This window comes from Pseudomonas kielensis (assembly GCF_030505375.1).
Lineage (GTDB): Bacteria > Pseudomonadota > Gammaproteobacteria > Pseudomonadales > Pseudomonadaceae > Aquipseudomonas > Aquipseudomonas kielensis.
The window spans coordinates 5536975-5555804 of sequence record NZ_CP130043.1 but is presented as its reverse complement, the minus strand read 5'-3'; the positions used below and the strand labels follow the sequence as shown (position 1 = coordinate 5555804).

Sequence of the window (18830 nt, the reverse complement as noted above, 5' to 3'; positions counted from 1 at the left end):
CGGCCTTTTGGACTATTTGGAGAAACACCGATGCAGGTAAATACTTTGATTCGCATGATGGGCTTGGGCGTTGGTGCGCTGGCCAGTCTGCTGACGGCCAGTGTGGCGGTGGCTGAACAGTCGAAACCCAACATCGTGTTCTTTCTCGCCGATGACCTGGGCAATGCCGATCTGGGTTACCGCGGCAGCGATATCCAGACACCCGCGATCGACTCCCTGGCCCGGCAGGGCACCCGGCTTGAATCCTTCTATGCCCAGCAAGTGTGCACGCCCGCCCGTGCAGCGCTAATGACGGGGCGTTACCCGATACGCCATGGATTGCAGACCCTGGTGATATTTCCAGGGCACAGCTATGGGCTGCCGTTGGATGAACGCACCTTGCCGCAAGCGCTGAAAGAGGCCGGCTACAAGACTGCAATCGTTGGCAAGTGGCACCTTGGTCACTACAAGACAGGCTTCTGGCCGAACCAGCGCGGCTTTGACCACAGCTATGGCAACCTGATGGGCGAGGTGGACTACTTCAGTAAGGAAAGAGGGGGTGTCATCGACTGGCAGCGCGATGGCCAGCCGGTCAAGGAAGAGGGCTACCACACCCTGCAACTGGCGGCGGAGGCCGAGCGCCTGATCGACGCGCATGATCCGGCGCAGCCGCTGTTTCTGTACATGCCGTTCCTCGCTCCGCATGCGCCGTACCAGGCCCCCAAGGAATATGAAGATCGCTACCCCGGTATCCAGGACCCGACCCGCCGCACTTACGCAGGGATGATAACGGCGGTGGACGATGCCGTTGCCAGGGTACTCACGGCCCTGGAGAAGAAGGGCATGCGCGAGACCACCTTGGTGGTCTTCGCCAGCGACAATGGTGGCGCGCTATCTGCAGACATGGCCTCCGGTGCTGGCAAAACCAAGGTTGCACACCCTCCGGCCAGCAACCTGCCGTATCGGGGAGGCAAGGGCAGCCTCTATGAAGGTGCGGTGCGGGTACCGGCCATCGTCAACTGGCCCGGGCACATCCCGGCGGGGCAGATGGTTAACCAGCCGCTGCACATGATCGACTGGTTTCCAACGCTGGTGCACCTGGCGGGTGGCAAGGTCGAAGGCAGCAAGCCGCTGGATGGCAAGGACATATGGGCCAGCCTCACCGAACAGGCCCCATCCCCCCATCAGGAACTGCTGCTCAATGCCGAGGCTTATCGTGGCGCGTTGCGCGAAGGCAAGTGGAAGCTGCTGCACAGCGCGCTGCTGCCGGCCCGCAGCCAGCTCTTTGACCTGGAAGCCGACCCGCAGGAGAAGCATGACCTGGCGGCCGAGCATCCAGAGGTCGTCACCCGGTTACTGGCGAAACTGAATGATTATGGTCGTCAGCAGTTACCGTCGAAGTTTCTCGTCTCTCAGGGCCGTTACCTGAAGTACCAGGGTAAAGCGCTGTTCGAGAGCGAAGACAACGGCGCTGCCGAGCAGGCAGATGCCCAATTCATGAAAGCCTTGCAGGGCCTTTAAGCCCCCATCCCACAAACATTGTCATGCAGGCCTGACGGCCTGCCGGAGGCTGGGTTACGCCTGTGGCTAACCCACCCAGCGGGCTATTTGGAGAAACACTCATGCAGGTGAAGGTAAGTAGCGTGTTCCGCACAACCGGTTGGTGCGTTGGTGCGCTGGCCAGTCTATTGGCGAGCAGCGTGGCGCTGGCCGAAGAGCCGGATCGGCGCATTCTGCCGTTGGAGGTGCGTGTGGAGGGCGGCAAGGTCGGCCCGACCGTGCAAACCTCGCAAATGCCCAAGATCATCCCGGTCACCGCGCCAGCCGGTGCGCCGAACGTGGTAGTGGTTTTGCTCGACGACGTCGGTTTCAGTGCCAGTTCGACCTTTGGCGGCGCGATCGCCACCCCGGCGCTGGACAAGCTGGCGGGCGAGGGCGTGAGCTACACCCGTTTCCACACCACCGCCTTGTGCTCTCCAACCCGTGCGGCGCTGCTCACCGGGCGCAATCATCACAATGTCGGCGCGGGTAACATCACCGAGTTCGCCACCGGCTTCAGCGGCTACAACAGCGTGATCGGCAAGGACAGCGCGACCGTCGCCGAAGTGCTCAAAGGCAACGGCTACAACACCGCCATGTTCGGCAAATGGCACAACACACCCGTGTGGGAAACCAGTGCCGCCGGGCCTTTTGACCGCTGGCCGACCGGCATGGGCTTTGAAGAGTTCTACGGCTTTCTCGGCGGCGAGGCGCACCAGTATTTCCCCGGTCTGTTCCACGGCACTACGCCGACCGAACGCCCCGAGCATGCCGAGAACTACCACCTGACCACCGACCTCGTCGATCACGCCCTGCAATGGACCAGCACCCAGCAGGCCATGGCGCCGGGCAAGCCGTTCTTCATGTATTTCGCCCCTGGTGCCACCCATGCCCCGCATCAGGCTCCCAGCGAGTGGGTCGAGCCCTACAAGGGCAAGTTCGACCAGGGCTGGGACAAACTGCGCGAGGAAACCTTCGAGCGGCAGAAGCGACTCGGGGTGATTCCCGCCGACGCCGAACTGACTGCGCGGGATCCGTCGATTCCTGCCTGGGATTCGCTGACGCCGGAGCGCAAGAAAATTGCCGCGCGATTGATGGAGGTCTATGCCGGCTTCCTCGCCCACACCGACTATGAAATCGGCCGCCTGGAGCAGGGCTTCAAGGATCAGGGTGTGTGGGATAACACCCTGTTCATCTACATCGTTGGCGATAACGGCGCTGCGCCGGCGGGTGGATTGCAGGGCGTGTTCAACGAAATGACGTTCCTCAACGGCGTAGCGGAGGACGAAAAAGTCGTGCTGTCACGGCTGGACGAAATCGGCGGGCCGAAAGCCAACAACGAGTACCCGGTGGGTTTCGCCTGGGCCATGGGCACACCGTTCAAGTACACCAAGGCGTGGGCCTCGCACTTTGGCGGCACGCGCAACCCGATGGTGATCAGTTGGCCGGCGAAGCTGAAACAGCATGGCGAGCTGCGCACTCAGTTCCACCATGTCACCGATGTGTTGCCGACCATTCTCGAAGCGGCGGGCTTACCTGCGCCGGAGAAAGTCAACGGCGTCGCGCAAAAGCCAGTGGACGGTATTTCTATGCTCTACAGCCTGAATGACGCTAAGGCCGCCGAGCGGCGCAAGACTCAATACTTCGAGCTGTATGGCACACGCGGGCTGTACCACGATGGGTGGATGGCTGCCACCAGTCACAACCGTGCCTACAGCAAGAACCAGCCTGGCGTGCCTGCGTTCACCGAGGATAAATGGGAGCTGTACAACCTCGACCGCGACTTCAGCCAGGCCAATGATCTGGCCGCGCAGTACCCTGACAAACTCAAGGCGCTGCAGGCAATATTCGAGCAGCAAGCGCAGGCCAATAATGTTTACCCGCTGGACGACCGCGGTGCCGCGCGCGTGATCAACGCGCGTCCGAGTATTCTCGGTACGCGCCAGGAATTCACCCTGCGCGCGGGCGCGGTGCGGATTCCCGAAGACCTGATCCGCAACACGTTCAACCGCTCGTTCAGCATCGAGGCCGATCTGAAGCTGGACAAGCCAGGCAACGTGCAGGGCGTGATCGCCACAGCCGGTGGCTACTACGGCGGCTTCTCGCTGTTCATCAAGGATGGGAAACCGTTCTACACCTACAACTACTTCGGCAGCGAGTACACCACGCTGGAAGGCACCCGGCCGTTGCCGCAGGGGCCAGTCAAGCTGCGCTATGAGTTCACCTACGACGGTGGCGGTATCGGCAAGGGGGGGCAGGCGCGGTTGCTGGTCAACGGTGAGCCGGTGGCGGAAAAACGCATCGAACGCATCGTGCCGCTGGGCTTCTCGGCGGACGAGACGCTGGACATTGGCATGGACACCGGCACGCCGGGATCGGACCGCTATGAAGGCAATTTCCCGTTCAATGCAACCATTGATCAAGTCAAGTTCAGCCTTCAATGAGCCCGGCCCCATGACCATGACAAGGAGAGTATCGATGAGGTTCTTCCACGCCAGCCTGCTGGCTCTGGCGCTACCAGTGGGTCAGGCGCTGGCCACGACAAACACTGAAGGGCGCGTCTTACCGCTGCCGCCTGCGGCATTCAAGGGTGAAATCGGCACCACCTACAAAGACTCGAAACCGGACTTTCCGGCGCAGCTCAAGGCACCGGAAGGTGCCCCTAACGTGCTGGTGATTCTGCTCGATGACGTCGGCTTCGGCGCGATGTCGACCTTCGGCGGCATGGTCGATACCCCGGCGCTGGATCGCTTGGCCGACAATGGCCTGCGCTACAACCGCTTCCACACCACAGCCCTGTGCTCGCCGACGCGTTCCGCCCTGCTTACCGGGCGCAACCACCATCAAGTCGGCAGTGGCATGATCACCGAGTTGGCCATCGGCTACCCGGGCTATAACAGCATGTGGGGCGCGGAAAGCGTGACCATCAGCGAAGTGCTGAAGAATCACGGTTACAACACCGCGATGTTCGGCAAATGGCACAACACACCGGATTGGGAAACCAGCCCGGCCGGGCCGTTCGATCGCTGGCCGACGGGCAAGGGCTTCGAGTATTTCTATGGCTTCCTCGGGGGCGAGGTCAGCCAGTACGAGCCACAGCTGTACCAGAACACCGAAGCCGTCGAGCCGGCCACCACGCCTGAGCAGGGTTACCACCTGACCAGCGATATCACCGACCGGGCCATCAATTGGGTGCACACCCGCGACTCGATCGCACCGAACAAACCCTGGTTCGTCTATTGGGCACCGGGTGCTGCACACGCGCCGCACCACGCGCCGCAGTCCTACATCGACAAGTACAAGGGCCGCTTCGATAAAGGCTGGGATGCCTATCGCGAGCAAGCGTTCGCCCGGCAGAAAAAACTCGGTGTGATTCCCGCCGATGCCAAGCTGACCCCGCGTCCGGCCGAGCTGCCGGCTTGGGACTCGCTGAGCGCCGACGAGAAGAAGTTGTTTGCCAGGCAAATGGAGGTCTACGCCGGTTTTCTTGAGCACACCGATCACGAGACTGGTCGCCTGCTCAACGCTGTGCGCGAAATGCCGCGTGGCGATAACACCCTGGTGATCTACATCACCGGCGACAACGGCGGTTCCGCCGAAGGCAGCATGACCGGCACGCTGAACAACATGGCTACCCAGAACGGTATCCCCGACAGCGTGGCCGCGCAGTTGGCTGTGCTTGACGAACTGGGCGGACCCAAACACGAAGACCACTTCGCCGTGCCGTGGGCCTGGGCGATCAACACACCGTTCCAGTGGATGAAGCAAGTCGCTTCGCACCTGGGGGGTATCCGCAATGGCATGGTGATTTCCTGGCCCAAGCGGATCGAAGCCGAGGGCGGCTTGCGCAGCCAATTCAGTCATGTGACTGATATCGCGCCAACTATCTATGAGGCGGTCGGTATCCCGATGCCGGAAGAAGTGTCCGGTGCCAAGCAAACGCCACTGGCTGGCACCAGCCTGCTTTACAGCCTGAATGATGCCAAGGCTGCCGACCAGCACCGCACCCAGTATTTCGAGATGTATGGCAGTCGCGCCATCTACTCCGATGACTGGATGGCCTCGGTCAAGCACAGTCAGCCCTGGGATATGCTCAATCGCAAGGGTGACTTCGAGAACGATCAGTGGGAGCTGTACAACCTCAACGAAGACTTCTCCCAAGCCAATGATCTAGCGGCCAGACACCCGGAGAAGCTCAAGGCGCTGCAAGCGCTGTTCGACCAGCAGGCCAAGGTCAATCAGGTTTACCCACTGGATGATCGCTTTGTCGAGCGTGGCATGGATCAGACCCGGCCGTCGCTGGTGCGCGGTCGCACCGACTTCAGCTTCCGTCCGGGCACCGTGCGGATTCCCGAGGGCAGCGCGCCGAACACCAAGATGCGTTCGCACCGCATCAGCACCACAATCAACATACCGGCTGGCGGTGTCGAGGGCGTGATCGCGGCCCAGGGCGGCAGCGCCGGGGGGTGGAGCCTGTACGTCAAGGATGGGCATCTGCTGTACGTGAACAACTTCTTCGGCAAGAAGAGCGATGTATTGCGCAGCGCCGCGCCACTCCCGGTCGGAGAGGTCGAGGTGGTGTTCGAATACACCCAGGAAGTCAAACAGTGGGCTGGCGGCGGTAGTGCTCGGTTGCTGGTGAACGGCAAGCCAGTGGTCAAGGGCACGTTTGCCAATGTGGTACCGGGGCGTTTCTCCGCCACCGAAACCCTGGACATTGGTGCCGATCTGGGCTCGGCGGTGACCGAGGACTACCACGGCCCGTTCCGCTTCAACGGCAGCATGCAGCCGGTGCAGTTCAAGCTGCTCTAAAAAGCGCTGAGCAATATCCCAAAGGCGGCACGGGGCAACCCGTTGCCGCCTTTGTGCGTTCTACGGCGCGGTATCAGACCAAGTCATCCGTGGTTTGCTGTTTGCGCCACTCCCGCGGGCTTTGTCCGTGCCAGCGCTGGAAGGCACGGGAAAAAGCACTTTGGTCGCTGTAGCCGAGCAGGTCCGCCAGTTGCGAGATGCTGATGTTTGAATCCAGCAGGTAGCGGCTGGCCATGGCCTGGCGGGTGGAGGACAGCAGGTCCTGGAAGGTGGTGCCTTCATCTTCCAGTTGGCGCTGCAGCGTGCGGGTGCTGATATTCAGATGGCTGGCAATCTGCTCGATGGTCGCGCGGCCGTCGGGCATAAAGCTGCGGATTAGTTGTTGCACCAGCTCCGGCAACTGTTGGACGGCCTTCTGCGCGATGTTGTCGAGGTGTTGCTGGATCAGGCGATGCAGTGCCGGATCGGCGGCGTGCAGGGTGGTATCGAGCAGTGAGGTCTCGAACATCCAGCCATTGCAGGGGGCATTAAAACTCGGAATCAGGCCAATCAGGCGCCGGTACTGCCCGGGCTCGGCAACCGGGGCATGCTGCAGCAGCGCTGCCGACGGTTGCCAGCGCTTGCCCAACAGGGTGCGCATCAACGGCATGCCGATCCCCAACGCCAGTTCTGCACCATGCCGGGAACCGAAGATCGTCGGGTCGGTAATGGTGTAGGAAATGATGGTGTGCTCGCTTTGTTCCTCAAGTCGCACTTGTGCGGCGCCAGAGTGCACATGGAAGTAATTGCCCAGCTCGACCAGGGCCGCGCGTACGTCTTTGGCATTGCGGATCAGGTAGAGCAATGGGCCAAACACATTCAGGCCCTGAAACAGGCCGTATTGCAGGGCGAACAGTCGGTTGCGGCTTTGCAGCTCGCATTCATCGAGCAGGTTGAGCACCTTGCGATAGGAAATCAGGCTGTCCGGATGGGCTTCCAGGTCACGGGGCAAGCCGGCTTGCAGCAGCAAGATTTCAGCGTTCAAGCCCTGGCTGGCGGCAAATGTTGAAAAGTTGGCTAGACCAGAGGCCCGGACAAAGTCGGTCATGATGTGGGCACCTATTTATTTTTATTGGGCCATGGCGCCAGAAAATCTGGGGCTGCCGGCTTTTTATGAGTGGTTACTGCGGCAATGAGTCGTCGCCGCAGCCAGTATACGGCTGTCGCGTATTGAAATGTTTATAGCGGTAATTATCAAATCTTTGCGCAGTGCCTGGGGCAGTATGAATCTCAGATTGGATATTGATTCAGCAGCCTTCCAGGAGAATAACAATGGCGTTTCCAATTCCTTTTTATGACCACAAAGACTTGCTCAGCCTCGACACCAATGAGTTGCCGATCTACGAAAACGCCATGGCACCGTATTTCCCTGGTGTTGACGTGCAGCCGCTGTTCCTTGATCCGAGCGTCGGCATCTGGGTGCTGCGAGTTATTTTCCACCCAGGCGTAATGTTGCCCTGCCATTACCACACCGGGACAGTGCACTTGTTCACCCTGTCCGGAAAGTGGAACTACGTGGAGCACCCGGACCAGCCGCAGACCGCTGGTTGCTACCTGTACGAGCCAGGTGGCTCGATCCACACCTTCATGACACCGGCGGATAACACCGAACCGACCGATACCTTCATGGTGGTCTACGGTGCCAACGTCAATTTCGACAAGGACGGCAACTACGTCAACATGATGGACGCCAGCGACATCATGCAAATGATCGATCGCCTGACCAGGGAGCGAGGCCTGGAACCGGCCAAGTACATTCGTCCAGGCCCGGCCAGCTACAGCATCGGTCGTTGATGTCTACCTGTACCAGAGTCGTTCGGACACTGGTACCGACCCCCTGAATTCCTATCCTGTGTGCTCCGTCTGGCTGGAAACTTCCACGCTGGCGCTTGAGCGTGCACGAGTGTCAGCCGTGAAGGACAGATCATGACAAACGCCACTATGCCCATCGGCAGTGCCGGACAAACCCCTGACGTACCGCGCTCGGTATTTATCACTGGCGCCAGCGGCTTTATCGGCCGCGCCTTGGCCAACCGCTACCGGGCATTGGGTGCCGAGGTGCGCGGTATGGACTTGCAGGCCGACCCGGCGAGCAATGTCGTCGCCGGCAACCTGACCCAGCCAGCGGCCTGGTCCGGGCACGCCAAGGGGTGTGAGCTGTTTATCAACACAGCGGCAGTGGTTTCGCTGGCCGCACCCTGGAAGCTCTACCGTGACGTCTCGGTGCAGGGCGTGCGTAATTGTCTGGACGCCGCCGTCGTCGGGGGCGCCAAGCGCTTCGTGCAGTTTTCCTCGATTGCGGCGCTGGGCTGGGACCACCCCAATGACGCCGATGAGCATTGCCCGGTGGTCATCGGCAAACAGTACCGCTACGGCGTGGCCAAAGGCGCCAGCGAGCATCTGGTGCTGGCCGCCCATGCTGCCGGTGAGATCGACTGCACCGTGATCCGTCCGGGCGATGTCTATGGACCGGGTTCGCGCGCCTGGCTCAGCGAACCGCTGAAGATGGCCAAGGCCGGGGCGCTGATTCTGCCCAATGGCGGGAGCGGTGTGTTCACGCCGGTGTATGTCGACGACCTGCTTGACGGCGTGATGCTCGCGGCGGGCTTGGCGCAGGGGGCCGGGCAGATTTTCCACCTGTGTGGCGACGGCCCGGCGACCTGCAAAAGTTTTTTCTCCAACCACTGGCGTTGGGCTGGTCGCAGCGGTTCGCCGCGCAGCCTGCCGCTGTCGGCCGCCGTTGCGCTGACCCGCGTGATCTGGGGCGTCAACAAGCTGCTGCAAACGACCAATGAAGTCACCCCGGATGCCATGTACATGTTGGCCCGCAAGGGCAACATTTCCAGCGCCAAGGCCCAGCGTCTGCTCGGTTACCTGCCCAAGGTGGACCTTGCGGAAGGGGTACGCCGCTCCGAAGCCTGGCTGCGTGAAACCGGCCAGATCAGCTGACTCGATGAGCCCTGTGGTTGTGGGTGCGCCAAGTGCCCCGGCCGCTTTTACTGATACGGAGAACAATAATGAAGATAAAACTCTCGTGTACAGCATTCGCCCTGGCACTGGCAGCGTTGCCATTGGCGGCGACGGCGGCGGGCGACCCGTTTCTCAAGGCGCAGATGATCGCCGAAAACCTGGAACCGGTGATCGTTCATCCCGAGCAGCAAAAAGCCGTACAGGAAAAACTCGCGGCACTGGAAAAACACAGCGGGCGTAAGCCGAATATCCTGATCTTGCTGGTCGACGATCTGGGGTGGGGCGATGTCGGTGCCTATGGCGGCGGTACAGCCGTCGGTGCGCCGACGCCGCACATCGACAGCCTCGCCAGTGGGGGGCTGAAGCTGACCTCCACTTACGCCCAGCCGACCTGTACGCCGACGCGTTCGGCGATGATGACGGGCCGCCTGCCGGCGCGCACCGGCCTGACCCGGCCGATCCTCACGGGCGAAAATCCCAAGGTCAACCCCTGGGCCTCTGAGCAAACCGCCGCGGGCCTGCTTTCTGCTGCCGGCTACCGCACCGCACTGTCCGGCAAATGGCACTTGGGCGAGCCCGACGGTTTCCAGCCGCAGCAAGTCGGTTATGACGAATACCTGGGCATCCTCAGCGTTTCCAGTGAATTCTCTCAGGGGCTGGATGCGCGCTTGGTGCCCAACCTGGTGCTTAAGCCGGAGCGCATGGCCGCATTGAAAGAAGTCAGCCGCTCGGCGATCACCGCCGGCAAGCGCGGTGAACTGGCGCAGGTGCTCGAGCCCATCGACTCAATCGAGGCGCTGGCACAAATCGACCAGAAGTTCGCCAACTTCTCCGAGGACTTCATCCGTCGTTCAGTGAAGGCCCAGAAGCCGTTCTATCTGATCCACTCCTTCTCGCGGGTGCACAACGACAACTACCCGGCCAAGGGATACGCCGGGAAAAGTCCGGCCGGATTTCCCTACAAGGATGCCGTGGTTGAGGTGGACGACATCGTTGGCCGGCTGATGCAGACCCTCAAGGACACGGGGCAACTGGACAACACCCTGGTGTTCTTCACCTCGGACAACGGGCCGTCCGACGACCTGCTGCCCGACAGCGGCTACACCCCGTTCCGGGGTGGCAAGGGCAGCACCTGGGAAGGCGGCGTACGCGTACCGGGCATCGCCTACTGGCCGGGGATGATCAGCGCCGGGCGCCAGAGCGATGGTTTGTTCGACCTGATGGACCTCTTCAACACCAGCCTGGCTGTCACGGGTAACAGCGCCAAGGTGCCGAAAGATCGATACATCGACGGTATCGACCAGAGCTCATTCCTGCTCAGTGATCAGGGGGTATCCAACCGTGAAAGTGTCTACATGTATGCCGAACGCCAACTGATGGCGATCCGTTGGGAAGAGTTCAAGGTGCACCTCAAGGTCTTCGACGTGAAACGCGCGGGCGCCAACCTCGACGAGTCGCTGGTCTCCAGCACCGGCATGTCGCCCTGGGTCTACAACCTCTACGTCGACCCGAAAGAGCAGGTCAGCACCGGCCACCGTAACTTCGAATGGGGCCTGCCACGGGTGGTCGGTATAGCCGGACGCCACCTGGCGACATTCCAGAAATACCCGGCCAAAGACCTCGGCCTGGCCAAGCCGGTTCAGTAGTAACCCGAGCTGGCGGCCTGTAGCGCTGTGCGCCAGCTCGAACCTTCCCTGATGAGAGCGAGAATTACGATGAAAGCAGTCGTCATGCGTGACAAGCAACTGTTGGTCGACAGCATCCAGGCGCCCACCCCGGGGGCCGGCGAAGTGTTGGTCAAGACCCTGGCCTGCGGTATCTGCGGCTCTGACCTACACATGTTCCACCACTGTGAGCACGTGCTGGCCAACTTCAAGCGCGGCAATATTCCAGTGGCGTTCGATGTCCGACAGGACGTGGTGTTCGGCCACGAGTTCTGCGCGCAGATCCTTGACCACGGTCCCGGCAGTGACAAGAAACTCAAGGTGGGTACACGGGTCTGCTCGCTGCCGTTCGTGATCACCCCGAGCAGCTTTGACCACGTGGGTTACTCCAACCGTTATCCGGGTGGTTTCGGCGAGCAGATGGTTCTGTCCGAGTCCATGCTGGTGCCGGTGCCGGGTGATCTGCCGGCGGAAATTGCCGCGCTGACCGAACCCGTGACGGTGGCCGTGCATGCGGTCAACCGCGCACAACTGGCCGGTGATGAAGTGCCGATAGTGATTGGCTGCGGGCCGATTGGCCTGGCCATGATCGCCGTGCTCAAGTCCCGCGGCATTGGTCCGGTAATCGCTTCGGACTTTTCCGCCAAGCGCCGCGCGTTGGCCGAGAAGATGGGGGCCGACGTGGTGGTGAACCCGGCGGAACAATCGCCGTATCAATCCTGGCTGCAGGTGGCGGCGCCGAGCGGTTACGACATCAACGGGCCGATGGCATTGTTCGGCCTGGGGCCGCAGCCCAAACCCTGTGTGGTGTTCGAGTGCGTCGGCATCCCGGGCTTGATCCAGCAGGTGATCCAGAACGCGCCGCCGCGCTCGCGGCTGATCGTGGTGGGCGTGTGCATGGAGTCGGACACAATCGAGCCGTTGATTGGCATCGGCAAGGAAATGAATGTGCACTTCTCCTTCGGCTACAGCGGCGAAGAGTTCGCACAGACCCTGCACGACCTGGCTGACGGCAGGCTTGACGCGACCCCGCTGATTACCGGCACGGTGCAGATGGCCGGGGTGGCAGAGGCCTTCAGTGCGTTGGGCAAACCGGATGAACACGCCAAAGTGATGATCGCCTTCGACTGATTCGTCGGGCACTGATAGCGCGCCCGGTGCTCATCGCCGGGCGCTTTAGCATCACCCCCCAGCGAACCGGGCGGGTTTCAGTGAGTGGCAGGTGCCTGCGTTCTGTTGCTCTTCAGGGGTTGGCGTAGTTTGTCAAATAGCTGGCGCGCACTGCCTATCTAACGCTTTGACCCCGTACCGATAATGCAACCCGACATGACTTCCCATGGGACATGAGGCCCTGACCGAATGCGCCTCAGCCGAACGCTGCCAATCAGCCGCGTTCGCGCCGAACGCGTTGAGCGCCAGGCCATGCCCCCAACACAACAACAAATAGGGTCAAAGTGATGAGCCAGCGGCTTTGCCAGATTGCCTTTAGCGTCAGCGACCTGAGGCGCAGTCACCAGTGGTACCAGGACCTGTTCGGCTTTGTGCCGAGCGGCGGCACCGAAGCATTCAAGGGCTGGGCCGCCGAGAAGGTGCAGGGCGTACCGGGTGCGGCCAGCACCTGCTGGTGGTTGCTGGACACTCAGGAGCAGTTCCAGATCGAGCTGTTTCAATTTCATCGGCCCGAGAGCCGGCCGCTGCCGGGTGACTGGCGTCCGTGCGACATCGGTTACAGCCTGGTCGGTATCCATGTGCCGGATTTCGATGCGGCACTGGCCCGGGCCGAACGTCTGGGCAGCCCGCTAATCGGCGCAGTGGTGGGCACCGCCGGTTGTCGCCGCGTCTGCCTGCGCGATCCGGACGGGGCCCTGCTGGAGCTGATGGAAGACGATCCGCGTGCACCCAATCCGCGTGCCCGGCCACGTTCCGGGATGCTCTCAAGCGCTCGCTTCATCACCCTCTCGGTGGCCGACCTGAAGCAGTCGCGTGACTTCATGCTCAACGCCCTGCAGCTGGATGAAGCCCATGGCGTTGCTCTGCACGGACCTGAGCACGAGGCCCTGTGGGGGCTGGTCGGTGCGCGGCGCGAGAGCCTGCTGTTCTGGGCCGATGACATGCTGATTGAGGTCGTGCAGTACCTGGATCCGCCAGGCCGGGGGTTGCCGGCGGATTACCGAATCAGTGACTTGGGTATCCTCAATCTGGCGTTCGGCTACCGCAGCCAATCGGAGCTACGCCGGGTCTTCGACCGCACGGTGAATGCCGGTGCGAAGCCGAACTTTCCGTTTCCGTTCAGCGTGTACAACTGGGGCGTGATGTACGTCAACGACCCCCAGGGTTTCTCCTTCGAACTGCTGGCGGTGCGCAAGTATTACGACCGCTTCATGGGCTTCACACCCAAGCATTTCGACACCGAGGTGGCTCATCAGGTGTTGGTGGACGCACCACTTGAATTGATCTGGGAGCGTCTGGCCGATCACGCCGGCATCGGAGACTGGTTCTGCTACCAGGGCAAGCTGTTGCAGCCTGGCCAGGGGCATCCTGGCGGGGTGGGGGCGATACGCCAATTGACGCGTTTGGGCGAGCGGGTGGTGGAAGAAGTAGTGACCTTCGAACCGCTCAAACGCATGGATTACCGCCTGATCAGCGGCGCGCCGGTGAAGTTCCACTTCGGCCGCATCGAGCTGAGCCAGAGCGCCGATGGCAGGGTCTGGCTCGACTACAGCATCCGCTTTGCCGCACGCATTCCCGGCAGCCAGTGGTTCCTGCGGATGTTGATCGGCGGGCGCATGCGGCGCGGGGTGGAGCGCTTGAAGGTGATCTGCGAACAGCAGGCCCGACAGGCGCAAACACGCGGCCAAGTGCAGACGGCATGAAATGCCATACACCCGTTCGCTCGACCGGGCGACGACTCAATTGTCACAGCGCAAGCACTGTTGGGCTATCGAGCCAGGGTGACGGCGTGCGTCGTTCCTGGGCCTGGCTGTTCGAAACCGGCCAACTGGCTTGAACGGGTCCAACCTGAAGGGAGATTTCAATGCAACCGACTCATGAGCAGCTGTCGTGGATGTACCACCGCATGCTGTTGATCCGCGAATATGAAGACACCTTGGCCATGGTGTATTTCGAAGGCAAGTTGCCACCCAATGTGCAAAAAGGCCTGGCCTTCGATATTGGTGCCGGCAGCATTCCCGGCGAGATGCACCTGTCAGCCGGCCAGGAAGCTGCCGCGGCGGCCGTCTGTGTGCACCTTCAAGACAGCGATTCGGTGTGGGGCACTCATCGTGCGCACCACTTCGCCATCGCCAAGGGCGTGCCGCTTGATCGCATGACTGCAGAAATATTTGGCAAGGTCGACGGCCTCTGCCGCGGCAAGGGCGGGCACATGCATTTGTATGATGTCGAGCACAACTTCGCCTGCAACGGGATCGTCGGGGCCGGCATTCCCCATGCGGTGGGCGCCGCCCTGGCCGCACAGCTCAAGGGCAACGGGGCGGTGTCGGTGGCCGAGTTCGGTGAAGGGGCAGCCAACCAGGGCTCCTTCCACGAGTCGTTGAACCTCGCCAGCCTGTGGAAGCTGCCGGTGGTGTTTGTCTGCCAGGACAACAACTACGGCATATCGGTCAACAAAAAGGCGTCCACCTCGGTGGCCAGCAACGCCGAGCGCGCCGCCGGTTATGGCATGCCCGGCATCCAGGTGGCGGAGAACGACGCCGTGGCCATGTTCGCCGCTGCCGGCGAAGCCATCGCTCGGGCGCGACGTGGTGAAGGCCCGACGCTGATCGAGATGCAGGTGGACCGTTACTACGGCCACTTCCAGGGCGACCCCGAGGGCTATCGGCCCAAGGGTGAGGTCCGTGCCCTCAAGCAGCGCGATCCGATTCTACGCCTGGAGCGTCAGTTGCTGGAGCAGGGCCTGCTCGACGAAGCGGCGCTCAAGGCAGCCCGCGAGCAAGCCAGGCAGCAGGTCGCCGAGGCCATCGCCTTCGCCCGCGCCAGTGCCTATCCCGAGGTCGCCGAGGCCTTCCAGCATGTATTCGCAGAGTGAGAACCGTCCATGAGCCAATCAACTACCACGGCTGAATCCCGCAAGTTGCCGTTCTATGCAGCCATGGTCGAGGCCATCCGCCAGGAGATGCAGCGCGACAGTTCGGTGTTCTGCCTCGGCGAGGACGTCGGCCAGATCGGCGGGGTGTTCCAATCCACCGTCGGCCTGTTCAAGGAGTTCGGTGCGCAGCGCGTGCGTGACACGCCGATTTCGGAAACCGCCATTCTCGGCACTGCGCTGGGCGCAGCGGCGCAGGGCATGCGGCCGATCGCCGAGCTGATGTTCGTCGATTTCATGGGGGTGTGTTTCGACCAGATACTCAACAACATTTCCAAGACCACCTACATGTCCGGTGGTGCCATCAAGTTACCTCTGGTGATCACCGCGTCCACCGGGGGTGGCATCTGCGACGCAGCGCAGCACTCGCAGACGCTGCACGGTTACTTCGCCCACACCCCCGGTATCAAAGTGGTGATGCCGTCCAACCCCTATGACGCCAAGGGCTTGATGACGACGGCGATCCGCGACGACAGTCCGGTGGTCTATCTGTTCCACCGGGCCTTGCTCGGCCTGCCGGTGATGAACTTCATCGACGCCAGGTTTGCCGAGGAAGTCCCTGAGGAAAGCTACAGCATTCCCTTCGGCCAGGCGCGCCGGGTGCGTGAAGGCAGCGACGTGACCGTGGTCGCCTTCTCGCAGATGGTACCCAAGGCACTGGTTGCAGCGGGTGAACTGGCGGCCAAGGGCATCAGTGTCGAATTGCTCGATCCGCGCACTCTGGTGCCGCTGGACATGGACGCGATCTTTGCCTCGCTGGAGAAGACCGGCCGCCTGCTGGTGGTCGACGAGGATTACCTGAGTTTCGGCGTCACCGGCGAGATTATCGCGCGGGTGGCCGAGCAACTCGACCGCATCAAGCTGAAGGCGCCGCCGCGTCGCCTGGCCATTCCCGACGTCTCCATCCCTTATAGCCCGGCGCTGGAAAGTGCCGTGATTCCACAAAGCCGTCACATCGTTGCGGCGGTGGAAGAGTTGATGACCTTTAACCTCTGAGAACTGAAGCCATGATCAATATCCAACTGCAAGATGAAGCCTGGGAAAACCTTGAAGTCGAGATCGAGGCGTTGCTCGATGAGTGGCACGTGAAGGTCGGCGATACGGTCCAAGCGCAACAGTTGCTGGCCAGCGTGATGGTGGTCAAGACCAGTTTCGACGTGCTGGCCCCGGCTGCCGGAACCATCAGCAACCTGTTGGTGGCGGCTCAGGACAACTTCACCCGCGGCCAGGCCCTGGCTGAACTGACAGAGGCCTGACGATCATGACGCAGCAACCGAGTCCCGAGGACCGTAAACGGATACCGATAACCGGCCTGCGCGGCATCATCTCGCGCAGCATGACCCAGGCCTGGCAGGCACCCCGCGTGGCGCTCGGGCTGGAGCTGGAAATGGGCCCGCTGCTGGCCAGGGCCAAGGCCATGAGTGCCGTCGAAGGGGTCAAGATCACCCCGACAGTGCTGCTGTTGGTCGCCCTGGCTCGCACGCTCAAGCTTCACCCACGGCTGAACGCGCTGCTCACCGACCAGGGCATCGAGGAGGTGCATGCGGTCAACCTGACGGTGGCGGTGCATACCGAAAAGGGCCTGCTGACTCCGGTGATCCGTGATGCCGAGCAAAAGTCGGCGGTGCAACTGGCGGCCGAACTGGGCGAGTTGGCGTCCCGCGCGCGGGAGGGCAAGTTGCCGCCGACGGCCTATCAGAAAGGCACTTTTACCCTGAGCAATCTGGCCGCAGCCGGGATCGACTGGGTGACGCCGATCCTCAACGCGCCGCAGGTCGGCATTCTCGGGGTTGGTCGTACCCGCGAAGGGGTGGTGGTGCGTGACGGCGCACCGGCGGTGGCGCAGGTCGCCACGCTCACCCTGGTGTTCGATCATCGCGCGGTGGATGGGTATCCGGCCAGCCTGTTTCTACGTGACCTGGGCGCTTGCCTGACGGCGGCACAGTTCTGATGTCAGCGTTGTGCGGCAATCCACCTGCCGAGCCCAAGCTATTCGGTGCACGGCTGCAGTGCGCGTATGCCGAACAGGCCTGGATCAAAGAACAGTTGGCGGCCGGGATCGGGGGGCCGCAATTGGCCCTGGTGGAATACCTGCGGCCGGCACTGATCTACGGGCGCCGCGGTGGTGATCAAGAGGCGGCGCAGCGGCGCGCCGGCGCGCTCGGCTACGGGGTTGCACGGCGCAGCAGTGGTGGCGGGGCGGTACTGGCCGGTCCCTGGTTGCTGGGCGTCGAACTGCTGTTGCCGCACAGCCATGTGTTGGCGCAACTGAGTCCGGTGGAAAGTTTCCGCTGGTTCGGTCGTTGCTGGCAGCACGTGCTGCGTGAGCAGGGCTATGCCAGCCGGCTGGCCGATGCTGCCAGCATCGCCACGCACAATGCGGCGGCGCAGGCGGCAGCGGTGGACTGGATCTGCTTCGCCGGTCTTGGGCATGGCGAGCTACTCGATACCGAGGGACGCAAGCTGCTTGGCCTGGCTCAGTACCGGGGTCGCGCAGGGGTGCTGTTGAGCGCCGGTTTGCTGCTGGCCGCGACGCCCTGGGAAGACCTCGAATGGATTCACCTGGGCCAGCGCACCCGCTATTCAACCATGCAGCAACAGGCTTCAGCGGGGTTGCCGGGGCTACAACGGGACCTACTTTGCCAGCGTCTGGTGCTAACCCTGCAGGCGGAACTGGCGAGCGCGTCATGAGCATTTGACTGAGCGCATGACTGGCTGGCGAGCGCTCGGAAACTCCCGACCCAAGAAGCCGGCCGACCACGCTCGGACAATGATCCACTAACAGCCCGCGCGGCGGGCATACGGTTTTATGAGGTGTAAACGATGAATACCCAAGACTGGCAGGCCTGCCCGTTGGATATGAGTGACCTGGATCTGTCCGGGGACAAGCTGCGCGAGCAGTGGGATCGGCTGCATGCCGGCAACCGCGAACCCTTCCCGCCATCCGCGCAGTTGCAAGAGGCGTGGCGCCAGTATCACTTGGGCAACTTTGCCCAGGCGGTCAATATCGGCCTTGAAATGGATGGGCAAGGGCTGGTGCCAGCGGCTTTTGCGACCACAATTTATGCGCAGTACATCGAAAAGAACGACAAGAACAAGACTGAGCTGTTCAAAGAAGCCATGGCAATGTGCAAGAAAGCCGAGATGAGCGGTGTATCGAGTGCCAATGTGCATTACATGTACGCGGTTGCCATGGGGCGCTACAGCCAGTTTATCTCGATGATCGAGGCACTGGCTCAGGGCTTTGGCGGGAGCATCAAGGAGCAGCTCGAGAAATGCCTTGGCCTCGAACCGGATCATGCCGAAGCGTATGTCACCTATGGCGGTTGGCATGCCGGCATCACCGATCAGGCCGGTGCTCTTATGGCACGCATGCTCTATGGTGCGACCCAGTGCGGCGCCCATGAGCACTACGACGCGGCAGTCAAGCTGGCGCCTGGGGCGGTGGTGCCGTTTATCGAGTACGCGCGTGGACTGGAGGTGATGTATGGCAGTGACGATCCGGGTGTCGTCGAGAAGCTGCAGCGGGCCCTGCAGTTGACGGCTCACGATGCCATGCAGCGCCTGGATCAAGAGCAGGCGCGGCAGCAACTTGCCCAGCTCCAGGCCTGAATCCAACGTTACGTGCAGTCCTGATGAGGTGTGCGTGCGCGCGCGGATCGGATGTGGTTGAGGGCTATCCCCCGCAGGTTGAGCGCCAATCGCTGTCCGGTCCGTGAGCTACC

At 62.0% G+C, this 18830-nt stretch carries 15 protein-coding genes; 14 read left to right on the top strand and 1 reads right to left on the bottom strand.

Features of this window, described 5'->3' with window-relative positions:
- Nucleotides 1–30 precede the first annotated feature (30 nt).
- From Q1W70_RS25690 to Q1W70_RS25680, 3 genes are all read left to right on the top strand, one after another.
- The gene (locus Q1W70_RS25690; RefSeq protein ID WP_302098300.1) at nucleotides 31–1500 is read left to right on the top strand and encodes an arylsulfatase B; all 1470 of its coding nucleotides are present in this window, start codon (nucleotides 31–33) and stop codon (nucleotides 1498–1500) included.
- Between the two features lie 101 nt (nucleotides 1501–1601).
- Entirely contained in the window at nucleotides 1602–3962 is a 2361-nt protein-coding gene (locus tag Q1W70_RS25685; protein ID WP_166591231.1) for an arylsulfatase, read from the top strand.
- A gap of 34 nt (nucleotides 3963–3996) precedes the next feature.
- On the top strand, nucleotides 3997–6330 hold the full coding sequence (locus tag Q1W70_RS25680) for an arylsulfatase (protein ID WP_178117406.1): 2334 nt from the start codon (nucleotides 3997–3999) through the stop codon (nucleotides 6328–6330).
- Nucleotides 6331–6403: 73 nt separating this feature from the next.
- On the opposite strand, the gene qhpR is transcribed toward Q1W70_RS25680, so the two are convergent.
- Entirely contained in the window at nucleotides 6404–7417 is a 1014-nt protein-coding gene (qhpR, locus tag Q1W70_RS25675; protein ID WP_166591229.1) for an AraC-like transcriptional regulator QhpR, read from the bottom strand.
- A 224-nt stretch (nucleotides 7418–7641) separates the two neighbouring features.
- On the opposite strand from qhpR, the gene Q1W70_RS25670 reads away from it, so the two are divergent.
- The 11 genes from Q1W70_RS25670 to Q1W70_RS25620 all read left to right on the top strand — a co-directional run bounded on the left by Q1W70_RS25670 (nucleotide 7642) and on the right by Q1W70_RS25620 (nucleotide 18717).
- Complete coding sequence (locus tag Q1W70_RS25670; RefSeq protein WP_166591228.1) at nucleotides 7642–8163, top strand: 2,4'-dihydroxyacetophenone dioxygenase family protein; 522 nt, start codon at nucleotides 7642–7644, stop codon at nucleotides 8161–8163.
- Between the two features lie 132 nt (nucleotides 8164–8295).
- Nucleotides 8296–9318, top strand: a complete 1023-nt coding sequence (locus Q1W70_RS25665) for an NAD-dependent epimerase/dehydratase family protein (RefSeq protein WP_218585208.1) — start codon at nucleotides 8296–8298, stop codon at nucleotides 9316–9318.
- Nucleotides 9319–9386: 68 nt separating this feature from the next.
- On the top strand, nucleotides 9387–10985 hold the full coding sequence (locus Q1W70_RS25660) for an arylsulfatase (protein ID WP_166591227.1): 1599 nt from the start codon (nucleotides 9387–9389) through the stop codon (nucleotides 10983–10985).
- A gap of 69 nt (nucleotides 10986–11054) precedes the next feature.
- On the top strand, nucleotides 11055–12134 hold the full coding sequence (locus Q1W70_RS25655; RefSeq protein ID WP_166591226.1) for a zinc-binding dehydrogenase: 1080 nt from the start codon (nucleotides 11055–11057) through the stop codon (nucleotides 12132–12134).
- A 326-nt stretch (nucleotides 12135–12460) separates the two neighbouring features.
- Nucleotides 12461–13876, top strand: coding sequence for an SRPBCC family protein (locus tag Q1W70_RS25650; RefSeq protein WP_166591225.1), 1416 nt, complete (start codon nucleotides 12461–12463; stop codon nucleotides 13874–13876).
- 161 nt (nucleotides 13877–14037) lie between these two features.
- On the top strand, nucleotides 14038–15048 hold the full coding sequence (locus Q1W70_RS25645) for a thiamine pyrophosphate-dependent dehydrogenase E1 component subunit alpha (protein WP_166591224.1): 1011 nt from the start codon (nucleotides 14038–14040) through the stop codon (nucleotides 15046–15048).
- Between the two features lie 9 nt (nucleotides 15049–15057).
- The gene (locus Q1W70_RS25640; protein ID WP_166591223.1) at nucleotides 15058–16101 is read left to right on the top strand and encodes an alpha-ketoacid dehydrogenase subunit beta; all 1044 of its coding nucleotides are present in this window, start codon (nucleotides 15058–15060) and stop codon (nucleotides 16099–16101) included.
- 11 nt (nucleotides 16102–16112) lie between these two features.
- Nucleotides 16113–16361 carry a lipoyl domain-containing protein gene (locus Q1W70_RS25635; protein ID WP_166591222.1) on the top strand — a complete coding sequence of 83 codons (249 nt, stop codon included), beginning with the start codon at nucleotides 16113–16115 and terminating at the stop codon, nucleotides 16359–16361.
- A gap of 5 nt (nucleotides 16362–16366) precedes the next feature.
- Nucleotides 16367–17056, top strand: a complete 690-nt coding sequence (locus Q1W70_RS25630) for a 2-oxo acid dehydrogenase subunit E2 (RefSeq protein ID WP_166591221.1) — start codon at nucleotides 16367–16369, stop codon at nucleotides 17054–17056.
- Nucleotides 17056–17796: a lipoyl protein ligase domain-containing protein gene (locus Q1W70_RS25625; RefSeq protein ID WP_166591220.1), complete on the top strand. Its 741-nt coding sequence runs from the start codon at nucleotides 17056–17058 to the stop codon at nucleotides 17794–17796. The genes Q1W70_RS25630 and Q1W70_RS25625 overlap by 1 nt, the downstream gene beginning before the upstream one ends.
- A gap of 132 nt (nucleotides 17797–17928) precedes the next feature.
- Nucleotides 17929–18717: a hypothetical protein gene (locus tag Q1W70_RS25620; RefSeq protein ID WP_166591219.1), complete on the top strand. Its 789-nt coding sequence runs from the start codon at nucleotides 17929–17931 to the stop codon at nucleotides 18715–18717.
- Nucleotides 18718–18830: the final 113 nt, after the last annotated feature.

Coding starts and splice junctions, on each gene's coding strand:
- Q1W70_RS25665 (WP_218585208.1), top strand. CDS start 8,296: ATGACAAACGCCACTATGCCCATCGGCAGTGCCGGACAAACCCCTGAC.
- Q1W70_RS25630 (WP_166591221.1), top strand. CDS start 16,367: ATGACGCAGCAACCGAGTCCCGAGGACCGTAAACGGATACCGATAACC.
- Q1W70_RS25635 (WP_166591222.1), top strand. CDS start 16,113: ATGATCAATATCCAACTGCAAGATGAAGCCTGGGAAAACCTTGAAGTC.
- Q1W70_RS25685 (WP_166591231.1), top strand. CDS start 1,602: ATGCAGGTGAAGGTAAGTAGCGTGTTCCGCACAACCGGTTGGTGCGTT.
- Q1W70_RS25640 (WP_166591223.1), top strand. CDS start 15,058: ATGAGCCAATCAACTACCACGGCTGAATCCCGCAAGTTGCCGTTCTAT.
- Q1W70_RS25670 (WP_166591228.1), top strand. CDS start 7,642: ATGGCGTTTCCAATTCCTTTTTATGACCACAAAGACTTGCTCAGCCTC.
- Q1W70_RS25680 (WP_178117406.1), top strand. CDS start 3,997: ATGAGGTTCTTCCACGCCAGCCTGCTGGCTCTGGCGCTACCAGTGGGT.
- Q1W70_RS25650 (WP_166591225.1), top strand. CDS start 12,461: ATGAGCCAGCGGCTTTGCCAGATTGCCTTTAGCGTCAGCGACCTGAGG.
- Q1W70_RS25690 (WP_302098300.1), top strand. CDS start 31: ATGCAGGTAAATACTTTGATTCGCATGATGGGCTTGGGCGTTGGTGCG.
- qhpR (WP_166591229.1), bottom strand. CDS start 7,417: ATGACCGACTTTGTCCGGGCCTCTGGTCTAGCCAACTTTTCAACATTT.
- Q1W70_RS25645 (WP_166591224.1), top strand. CDS start 14,038: ATGCAACCGACTCATGAGCAGCTGTCGTGGATGTACCACCGCATGCTG.
- Q1W70_RS25655 (WP_166591226.1), top strand. CDS start 11,055: ATGAAAGCAGTCGTCATGCGTGACAAGCAACTGTTGGTCGACAGCATC.
- Q1W70_RS25620 (WP_166591219.1), top strand. CDS start 17,929: ATGAATACCCAAGACTGGCAGGCCTGCCCGTTGGATATGAGTGACCTG.
- Q1W70_RS25625 (WP_166591220.1), top strand. CDS start 17,056: ATGTCAGCGTTGTGCGGCAATCCACCTGCCGAGCCCAAGCTATTCGGT.
- Q1W70_RS25660 (WP_166591227.1), top strand. CDS start 9,387: ATGAAGATAAAACTCTCGTGTACAGCATTCGCCCTGGCACTGGCAGCG.